Here is a 10,618-nt window from a genome sequence, read left to right on the forward strand (position 1 = left end):
ATGAGTCTCAGCGATCCGGGTAAGGCCGGCTTCAATCCTTCGCGCTTATTCATCCTGCGGCCGGTCGCCACCTCTTTGTTGATGGTGGCTTTGTTGCTGGTGGGCATACTGGCTTATCGGCTATTGCCGGTCTCGGCACTGCCGCAGGTCGATTATCCGACCATCCAGGTTACTACTCTGTATCCCGGCGCCAGTCCGGAAGTGATGACCTCCATCGTTACCGCACCGCTGGAACGCCAGTTCGGGCAAATGCCGGGCTTGACGCAAATGAGCTCCACCAGTCTCGGGTGGCGCGTCGGTGATTACCTTGCAGTTTAACTTGCACTTGGACCTGGACGTTGCCGAGCAAACCGTGCAAGCCGCGATCAACGCCGCCGCCAACTTTTTACCCGACGATTTGCCGCAAGCGCCAATTTATAGCAAGGTCAATCCGGCCGATACGCCGATCATGACCCTGGCGGTCAGCGCCAAATCGCTGCCTTTATTTAAGGTAGAGGATTTGGTCGATACCCGGCTGGCGCAAAAAATCGCCCAATTGCCCGGCGTCGGCATGGTCAGCATCAGCGGCGGCCAAAGGCCGGCGGTGCGGATCCAGGCCAACCACAAAGCGCTGGCCGCTTACGGCATCAGCCTGGAAGACCTGCGCAGCGCGATTGCCGCCGCCAACGTCAACCAACCCAAGGGCTCGATCAACGGCCCGACCCGCGCCGCGACGATAGACAGCAACGATCAATTGCGTTCGCCGGCCGAATACCGCGAGTTGGTGGTGGCTTACAAAAATGCCGCGCCGGTCAAACTGGCGGACGTCGCCGAAGTTGTCGATGGCGCCGAGAACGTGCGTCTGGCCGCCTGGGCCAACGACAACGCGGCGGTCATCGTCAACATCCAGCGTCAGCCCGGCGCCAATGTGATCGAAGTGGTGGATAGCATCCAAGAATTGCTGCCCAAACTGCAAGCCTCGCTACCGCCCGGCATAGACGTCAAAGCATTAACCGACCGCACCGTCACCATTCGCGCCTCGGTGCATGATGTGCAATTCGAGCTATTGCTGGCGGTGGCGCTGGTAGTGATGGTGATATTCCTATTTCTGCGCAACATTCCAGCGACCATCATCCCCGGCGTCGCGGTGCCGCTGTCTTTAGTGGGCACCTTTGCGGCGATGTATCTGGCCGATTTCAGCATCAACAATTTAACCCTGATGGCGTTGACCATCGCCACCGGCTTCGTGGTCGACGATGCCATCGTGGTCATCGAAAACATCTCCCGCTACATCGAACGCGGCGAAGCGCCGTTGCAAGCGGCTTTGAAAGGTTCCTCGCAGATCGGCTTTACCATTATCTCGCTGACGTTTTCGCTGGTGGCGGTACTGATTCCACTGCTGTTCATGTCGGATGTGGTGGGCCGTTTATTCCGGGAATTTGCGATTACCTTGGCCGTGGCGATCTTGATTTCGGCGGTGGTGTCCTTGACCCTGACGCCGATGATGTGCGCCAAACTGCTACGCCCCGGCACCGGCAACCATAGCGAAGACGAAATCGGCGACGACTGGTTCGGCCGTTTGATCAAGGCCTATGGCCGCAGCCTGAGTTGGGTGATGCAACGGCAAACGGCGACCTTGCTGGTGTTTTTCGTCACCGTGGCATTGACTGCGGCGATGTACGTGTGGATACCCAAAGGCTTTTTCCCCAGCCAGGATACCGGCATCATTCAGGGCTTTTCCGAAGCGCCGCAAAGCGTCTCGTTTCCGGCCATGGCCGAACAACAGCAAAAGCTGGCTAAATTCATACTGGAAGATCCGGCCGTGGAAAGTCTGTCGTCATTTATCGGCGTCGATGGCGTCAACGCCACGCCCAATAGCGGCCGGTTTTTAATCAACTTAAAGCCGCACGATCAACGCCCATCGGCTAACGAAATTATCGCCCGCTTGAAAACCCGTCTGGCCGAATCGCCCGGCAGCGTGTTGTATTTGCAACCGGTGCAGGACTTGACAATGGAAAACCGGGTCAGCCGCACCCAATATCAATTTACCCTGGAAGGCGCCGACATCGACGATTTGAACCGCTGGACCGGCAAGCTGGTGGAGGCTTTACAAGACCGGCCGGAGTTTGCCGACGTGGTCAGCGACGTGCAGGACCAAGGCCGCCAGGTGTTTGTGAAGATCGACCGCGCCACCGCCAGCCGCCTCGGCGTCACTACCGCTGCTGTGGACAACGCCTTATACAGTGCCTACGGCCAACGCCTGGTCTCGACCATTTTCACTCAGGCCAATCAGTACCGAGTGGTATTGGAAGTCGACCCGGCTGAACAGACCGGTCCGCAAGCCTTGAACGAATTGCGGATACCTTCAACCAATGGCACGCAAGTGCCGTTGTCGGCCATCGCCGAACTATCGGAGCGGCCAACCACGCTGGCGATCAGCCATCTGGATCAATTCCCGGTAACCACGGTGTCTTTCAACTTGGCGCCTGGTTATGCGCTGGGCGACGCGGTCGCCGCCGTCGATGCCGCCAAAAGCGAGATCGACTTGCCGCTAGCCATCCGCAGCGAATACCAGGGCGCCGCGCAAGCCTTCAAAGCCTCGCTGGGCAATACTTTGTGGCTGATCCTGGCGGCGATTGTTACCGTGTATATCGTGCTGGGCGTGCTCTATGAAAGCTACATCCACCCCATCACCATCTTGTCCACCCTGCCCTCGGCCGGCGTCGGCGCCTTGCTGGCTTTGCAAGTCTCCGGCGGTGACTTGGGCATCATCGGCATCATCGGCATCATTTTGTTGATCGGCATCGTCAAAAAGAACGCGATCATGATGATCGACTTTGCCTTGGAAGCCGAACGCAAGCAAAACCTGCCGCCCGAGCAAGCGATTTTTCAAGCGTGCTTATTGCGCTTTCGGCCGATTCTGATGACCACCCTGGCCGCGCTATTGGGTGCCTTGCCGTTGATGCTGGGCAGCGGCGTTGGCTCGGAGCTGCGCCATCCGCTGGGTATCACCATGGTCGGCGGCTTGCTGCTCAGCCAATTGTTGACGCTGTACACCACGCCGGTGATTTATCTGGCCATGGACCGGCTGGCGCGGCGGGCTAACGCAGGTCTGGGGCTGAATCCAGTGGAACCCGTAGCAGAGGACCCAAGCCAGCCATGAACCTGTCCGAATTATTCATCCGCCGCCCGGTAGCCACCACTTTATTGACGATTGCCATTGCCTTATGCGGCGTGTTGGCGTTTTTAAACCTGCCTATCTCCTCGCTGCCGCAAGTGGATTTTCCCAGCGTATCGGTGCAGGCGCAAATACCCGGCGCCAGCGCCGAAACCATGGCCGCGACCGTCGCCACGCCATTGGAACGCGCGCTGGGCCGCATCGCCGGTGTCACGGAAATGACCTCTAGCAGTTCCCAGGGCTCAACGCAGATCACGCTGCAATTTGATTTAAATCGCGACATCGACGGCGCCTGCCGCGACGTACAGGCCGCCATCAACGCCGCCGCCAGCATGTTGCCCAGCAATATGCCCAATCGGCCCAGCTACCGGCGCGATAATCCGTCGGACTCGCCGATTCTGATTTTGGCGCTGACCTCGGACAGTTTCACGCGCGGTCAAATGTACGACTCGGCTTCGACGATTTTGCTGCAAAAAATTTCCCAGATTCCCGGCATCGGCCAAGTGCAAATCGGCGGCGCGGCGCTGCCGGCGGTGCGTGTGGAACTGAACCCCAACGCCTTGAGTAAATACGGCATTGGCTTGGAAGACGTGCGCAACACCATCGCCCAAACCAACGTCACCCGGCCCAAGGGCGTACTGGAAAGCGCCACCACCCGCTGGCAGATTCAAGCCAACGACCAGGCCCGCAAAGCCGAGGAATATCTGCCGCTGATTGTTGCGTATCGCAACGGCGCCCCGGTAACGATTGCCGATCTGGGCGAAGCGGTCGATTCTGTGGAAGATTTGCGCAATACCGGTGCCAAAAACGGCAAGCCTTCGGTGCTGTTGATTATCCGCAAACAACCCTTGGCGAATGTGATTCAGACCGTCGATCAAGTGCTGGCGGTAATGCCAGCTTTACGGGCGGCGCTGCCGAGCAATATCGAACTCTCGGTGGTGGTGGATAGATCCTTATCCATCCGTGCATCCATTACAGAAGTCGAACACGGCTTGTTCGTCGCCGTGTTACTGGTGATTCTGGTGGTGCTGGTGTTCCTGCGCAATCCGCGCTCGGCAGCGGTGCCCATCGTCGCGGTGCCGGCCTCTTTGCTGGGGTCTTGCGCGGTGATTTATTTGTGCGGCTTTAGTATCAACAACCTGACCTTGATGGCCTTGACCATCGCCACCGGCTTTGTAGTGGACGATGCGATTGTGGTGGTGGAAAACACCAACCGGCATATCGAGGAAGGCGTGGCGCCGTTCCGTGCGGCGCTGTTGGCCGCCAAGGAAGTGGGCTTCACCGTATTGGCGATGAGTGTGTCGCTGGTGGCGGTGTTCCTGCCGATTTTACTGATGGGTGGCGTGCCTGGCCGGCTGTTTCGGGAATTTGCGGTGACTTTGTCGGCGGCGGTGCTGGTTTCTTTGCTGATCTCGTTGACCATCACCCCCATGCTGTGCGCGCGCTGGCTGGGTAAGGAAGCCAAAGAGCATGGCGCCGTCTATCACGGCATAGGCGCGGCTTTCGATTGGATACAGAACATCTACCGGATCAGCCTGAGCTGGGCCTTGCGCCACGGCCGCATCATGCTGTGCTTGTTGCTGGCGACCATCGCTTTAAACGTTTATTTGTACGGCGCTATCGACAAAGGCTTCTTCCCGACCCAGGACGGCGGCCGCTTGCTGGGCGAGATTCAAACCGATCAAAACACTTCGTTCCAAATCTTGCAAAAGCAGTTCGCACAAATCTCCGATATTTTGCAAAAAGATCCGGCGGTCGCTAATGTCGCGGGCTTTGCCGGCAGTTCGCAAAGCAGCAACAGCGCAAGGATTTTCGTTACCTTAATTCCGCACGAACAGCGCGACGGCGTCGAGGTGGTGATGGAGCGCTTGCGCAAGGCCGCGGGCCGGGTGCCCGGCGCCAGTTTGCATATGTTTCCGGCCCAGGAGCTGCGGATTGGCGGACGCATGTCGTTTGGGATGCTGGATTACACTTTGCAGGCCGACGATCTGAATTTGTTGCGGGAATGGACGCCCAAGGTACAAGCCGCCTTGGCCCGGCTGCCGGAATTGAGCGATGTCAGCACCAGCCAGCAGGACAAGGGCGAACAAATCGGCCTGACCGTCAACCGCGATCTGGCCGCGCGTTACGGCGTCAGTGAGGCCTTGATCGACGACAGCCTGAACAGCGCCTTCGGGCAACGCCAGGTGTCGGTGATTTACAATCCGTTGAATCAATACCGGGTGGTGATGGAACTGGCACCGCAGTACTGGCAATCGCCGGATAGCCTGAAACAACTGTATATCAGTGCGCCAGGCCGAACCGGCACCGACGGCATGCTGGCACAGCCCAAGCAAGTGCCGTTGTCGGCCTTGGCCGGCTTCGCGCCGAGCAATGCGCCGCTATCGGTGCATCATCAAGGCCAGTTTGCCGTGACCGAATTGTCGTTTAATTTAAAACCGGGCATTTCAATGTCCACGGCCGATGCCGCTATTAACCAGGCCTTGCGCGACATTGGCCTGCCGGTTGCCATTACCGGCAGTTTTCAAGGCTCGGGCAAGGCGTTTCAGGAAGCCTTGCGCAGCCAGCCCTGGCTGGTTTTGGCCGCGTTGATCAGCATTTACATCGTGCTGGGCGTACTCTACGAAAGCCTGATACATCCGTTGACGATACTATCCACCCTGCCCTCGGCGGGTGTCGGCGCCTTGCTGGCCTTGATGGCTTGCGACAAGGAGTTCAGCATCATTGCCTTGATCGGGGTGATTTTGCTGATCGGCATCGTCAAGAAAAATGCGATCATGATGATAGACTTTGCGCTGCTGGCCGAGCGCGAGCGCGGCCTGGATTCGCGGGAAGCGATCTTTCAGGCTTGCATGCTGCGCTTCAGGCCCATCCTGATGACCACGCTGGCCGCGCTGTTCGGCGCCCTGCCGCTGGCTTTGGGCAGCGGTTACGGCGCAGAATTGCGCCAGCCCTTGGGGATTTCCATCGTGGGCGGCCTGATTTTCAGCCAGCTTTTGACTTTGTACACGACGCCGGTCGTTTATTTGTACCTCGACCGGTTCAGGCTGTGGCTGCACGGCCGTTTTTCCAACCGCGCCGCCAGCCCAGCGCCACATTCCATCTAAACCGATAGTCATGCGTTTAAGAATAAACCCACCTTTGCTTGCTTCCTTACTGACCTTGCCCTTGGCTGCCTGCACGGTAGGCCCGGATTATGTCCGTCCGCAAGCCAATGTATCCGAAGAGTTTAAAGAAGTAAAAGGCTGGAAACAGGCCCAACCGCGCGATACCGGTTTGCCCGGCAAATGGTGGGAGATTTTTAACGACCCCAAACTAAACGAACTGGAAGAACAGGTTGCCGCCGCCAACCAGTCCATCATCCAGGCCGAAGCCCAATATCGGCAAGCCCAGCATCTGGTGCAATCGGTGCAATCGTCCTTGCTGCCGGTGGCGACATTGACCGGCACCTTCAACCGCTTCCGCGCCGCCACCGGCCAGAACGTCGCGGTGGGCGGGGTGCGCAACCTGTTCGGTCAGGCGGTCGGCGTGGCCTGGGAGCCGGATTTATGGGGCAGCGTGCGCCGCCAGGTGGAAGCCAACACTAGCAATGCGCAGGCCAGCGCCGCGACTTTGCATGCCCTGATTTTGTCCAGCCAATCGGCATTGGCGGACAGTTATTTTCAAATGAAAACACTGGACGCCCAAAAAGCCTTATTGGATGAAACAGTGACGGCTTTTACAAAAACCCTGGAAATTACCAAAAACCGCTATGCCGTCGGCGTGGTAGCCAAGGCCGATGTGGTGCAAGCGGAAACTCAATTGGAAACCGTGCGTGCCCAATCTATCGATCTGGGCGTGCAGCGTGCCAAGCTAGAACATGCCATCGCGGTACTGATAGGCAAATCGCCGGCGGAATTGGCACTGGCGGTGTCGCCATTGAATGCGCAACCGCCGGGCGTTCCGGTCAGCCTGCCGTCGGAATTGTTGGAACGCCGCCCGGACATCGCCGCCGCCGAACGTAAAATCGCCGCCGCCAACGCCCAGATCGGTGTCGCCAAAGCGGCGTATTTTCCGACGCTGAATCTGGCTTCGACCAACGGTTTTCAGTCGCCTACCGCAGACACCTTGTTCACGATGGCCCGCCGCTATTGGTCCTTGGGACCGGCCGGATTGGCTTTGACCTTGTTCGATGGCGGTGCCAAGAATGCCCAGTATAAACAGGCGATAGACGCCTACGACGCCAGCGTCGCCGCCTATCGGCAAACGGTGCTGACCGGTTTTCAAGAGGTGGAAGATAATCTGGCCGCCTTGCGTATCCTGGATGAAGAAACCCAAGTGCAAGACAAAGCCGTCGCCGCTGCGAAACAGGCTTTGGCCCTGACCAACAATCAATATCAAGCCGGCACGGTCAGCTACATCAACGTGATAACGGCGCAAACCGCGGCGCTATCCAATCAACAAACCGCTGTGCAATTGCTCGGGCAGCGTTTGTCGGCCTCCGTGTTATTGGTCAAAGCCCTGGGCGGCGGCTGGAATGAAACCTTGGTTCCCTCTGAAGATGAAGCTGATGGTGACCGCAAATGGACCGACTATTTGATTTTGCCGCTGGTGGATTAATTATCAACCCGGCCTTATTTAACACGGGTACTCGCTTCGGGCTGAACTGGCGAAGCGGGGCGCGTCCTGCGCCAAACACCCGCCCATCCGTTGACACCCTTCTTGCTTGGACTACATTTATCGGCAGTTCGGTTTAGCCGTTAAGCTTTTAAGAACCGGCCACGGCGGGCATCAGCCGAATGCACGCAAATATTTATGTCATTGACCACAAGGAACCTTCATGAACAAAGAAGCGGCGAAGGCGCATATTCTGAAAAATTTAATGTCGGGCGATTCTCTAGTCGGATTTTTCATCGCCCAGCAACCTTTCAAGCTGTGGCTGTTTTTTATAATCGGCCCGCTGGCTGTATTCAGCATGAAGCAGTACTTCATTGCGGTTACCCAAAAAGGTATCCATTTTCATCGTTTAAACTTATTGGGAAAATTCGCCAGCGACGACTTTTTTGCCTTCAATGAAATTGCCACCGTGAAAATCGGCAAGGGCGTGCTGCAAAGGCCGATGAAATTTGCATTTAAAAACGGCCGAAATATCTATATCAAAGCGCAACTAAAAGGCGTGGAAAAAGTAGCCAAGCTTGATGAGGCCACGCAAAAACATATTGAACAACACATTGCCGTCGCTAAATGATTTTGTTTTTTATTGTGACGGCAGCCTATACCGCGCTGCTGCTGTTTTACAGACCATCGCCGAGCAGCCTGAAAGACGCCCCGCTGACTTTCTTGGAAAACTTTAAGCAAATTAAAGCGTCGTTGTTTTCCGGTTTGTTGCTTTTTAGTATTTTTCTAGTGACCAGCGACTTTGGTTTTAATGAGGTTGATGAACAGCTTTATCGTTTATTGGCATTAAACAATATTTCGGCAGCGGCGATTTTATGGCCGCTGCAAGCCATTACGCATTTATTTATCCACATTAACTTTCCACATGTCCTGACCAATGTAGCCGGCTTGGGCATCGCTGCGGCTTACGAACGACAAGTCGGCTCTGGCCGATTTTTAATGGTGTTGCTGGTAGCCAGCCTGTCCTCTATCCCCTCAATCCTGTTCTACTCGGAGCCGATAGCAATCTGCGGTATTTCCGGCGGCGTATTCGGTCTGGCTGCCGCTTACTTCACCGACCAGGAGGGTCTGAGCAGCAAAGAATGGCTGTATGCGGTACTGATCTGTAGCGTATTTTTGGTGTGGCTGTCCGTTGGACACAGCATGGAATCAAAGGCAAACGGGCAATTGCAATTTAAGATCGATTACTACGGTCATGCCCTGGGCGCGCTGGGAGCTATCGTTTATTGCCGTTTGAGACCTAGAAAAACAGCCGACAAGCCCAGGCTGGCAAATTATTAACCCGACCCTATTTACCAAGCTTACACCGTTGGGGCTGAGTTCGCAGAAACCCAGAGTGGTGTGCCCTTCGATAATGCCCTCAAGGGCCGGGTTAATCACTGGTTGGCTTTGAATTGCTTCCAACATTCGTCCGTAAACAACCGTCGTGGCATCGTTTGCTTAGCTGTTGTTTGAAAAACGGCAACAGCCCCTAAAAAGTAACCACCACATCGGCGCCGAAAATAAACTGGCTGTCTTTATTGCGTTCGTCGTAAGCATCGACGCCTTCCGACCAGTCGTAACGCGCTTCCGGCCGCAGCATCAACCATTTCGCCGGCTTCCAGTTTACCCCTAGCGTCGCCGCATAATAATTGGCCGGCCCGGTCGCCAGCACCGCGCAACTGGGGCACATTTGGCCCACCCGAACGCCGTCGTCATCCCTAAACCATTCGCCGCGCAGGCCCACGCCCACCGTATCGGATACGTCGTATTTCAATTGCGAATGAATACCGTACCATTCGGCGTCGGCGAAATTATTCAGCGGGTGTTGTTGTTCGATGCCGTGGTCGTGCTGCAGCACGTAATGCCAGCGTTCGGTAAAGTTATGTTGGAGAACCAGACTGTAAAACGTGCGGTCGTCGCGCTTATTGATACCGGTCTGGCGCTGGAATTCGCGCAAATTGTTGTCGCTGTTGACGTCGCCGGTAATCAGCGTCGCGGTAAACGAGGTTGCCGCATCGTCGCTGGTCCAGGTCGCACCGCCCAGAAAATTCCAGTTTTCCATGTTTTTATCGAACCCGTCCCAAGCGCCGTTGCCGTCCAGCACGCCGTTTAGTTTGGTGTGGCCGCCGGTCACCGCACCCAGTGTCACGCTCAGATTTTGATGGACCGGATAGGTGGTGGTCATGCCGAAATGGGTAAACGGCTCGCCGTATTGAAAGGTATAAGGATGGGTGTAGAAGAAATTATCCGGCGACAATCCAGTCTCGTAACCCATGATCGTGTAAAACCGGCCGATGCGCGTGGTCAGGCCCTTGCCTATCGGCGTAAAAATATCCAGATAGGCATTCGGGATCGCTAGTTTGTAGAAGCGCTCGTCGGAACCGATCAAGCGATTGTCCCAATGGCCGCCGCCGTAAGGGTTGATGGTATTGAAGCGGGCGTCGCTGCCGTACATCAGAGTCAGCTTGCCGCCGACGTCCCAATGGTCGCCGCTGGTATTGACGTCGCGGATCAACTCGCCGCCCAGTTGGTGCAGATTGAACTCGTTGGCCCGGTCGGCAAACACCACGGTGCCGTTGTAACCGTCGCCGGGGTCGTTGGCGTTGTAAACGATACCGGCATCGGCCCAACTGTGGACGCGCAAGCCGGCGGCTTTCATCCAGGGTAAGTCGTTAATCAGCGACAAGCCGTTCAATAAACCGGCGCGTTCCTCGGCCGGCAACGGCGACATCGCCAACAGTAACGGTGCGGCATACAGCCATTCGCGGGTTCGGAAAGATGAGTGTGACATGGTGTTCTCCTGTCGAAAAATGAATCGTCGAA

Annotated in this window: 5 protein-coding genes and 1 pseudogene; 5 read left to right on the top strand and 1 reads right to left on the bottom strand. The window is 56.6% G+C overall.

Going from position 1 to position 10,618, the window contains the following annotated elements; all coding sequences use genetic code 11:
* The 5 genes and pseudogenes from ACH5Y9_RS09415 to ACH5Y9_RS09435 all read left to right on the top strand — a co-directional run bounded on the left by ACH5Y9_RS09415 (position 1) and on the right by ACH5Y9_RS09435 (position 9,094).
* A pseudogene (locus tag ACH5Y9_RS09415) lies at positions 1-3,142 on the top strand (MdtB/MuxB family multidrug efflux RND transporter permease subunit).
* On the top strand, positions 3,139-6,264 hold the full coding sequence (locus ACH5Y9_RS09420; protein ID WP_445369415.1) for an efflux RND transporter permease subunit: 3,126 nt from the start codon (positions 3,139-3,141) through the stop codon (positions 6,262-6,264). The pseudogene ACH5Y9_RS09415 and the gene ACH5Y9_RS09420 overlap by 4 nt, the downstream one beginning before the upstream one ends.
* A gap of 10 nt (positions 6,265-6,274) precedes the next feature.
* Positions 6,275-7,756: an efflux transporter outer membrane subunit gene (locus ACH5Y9_RS09425; RefSeq protein ID WP_445369416.1), complete on the top strand. Its 1,482-nt coding sequence runs from the start codon at positions 6,275-6,277 to the stop codon at positions 7,754-7,756.
* A 220-nt stretch (positions 7,757-7,976) separates the two neighbouring features.
* Positions 7,977-8,384, top strand: a complete 408-nt coding sequence (locus ACH5Y9_RS09430) for a hypothetical protein (RefSeq protein WP_445369417.1) — start codon at positions 7,977-7,979, stop codon at positions 8,382-8,384.
* Positions 8,381-9,094, top strand: a complete 714-nt coding sequence (locus ACH5Y9_RS09435) for a rhomboid family intramembrane serine protease (RefSeq protein WP_319961447.1) — start codon at positions 8,381-8,383, stop codon at positions 9,092-9,094. The genes ACH5Y9_RS09430 and ACH5Y9_RS09435 overlap by 4 nt, the downstream gene beginning before the upstream one ends.
* A 190-nt stretch (positions 9,095-9,284) precedes the next feature.
* On the opposite strand, the gene ACH5Y9_RS09440 is transcribed toward ACH5Y9_RS09435, so the two are convergent.
* Complete coding sequence (locus ACH5Y9_RS09440) at positions 9,285-10,586, bottom strand: porin (protein ID WP_319961448.1); 1,302 nt, start codon at positions 10,584-10,586, stop codon at positions 9,285-9,287.
* Positions 10,587-10,618 lie beyond the last annotated feature (32 nt).

It is taken from the genome of Methylomonas sp. BW4-1, assembly GCF_052474385.1.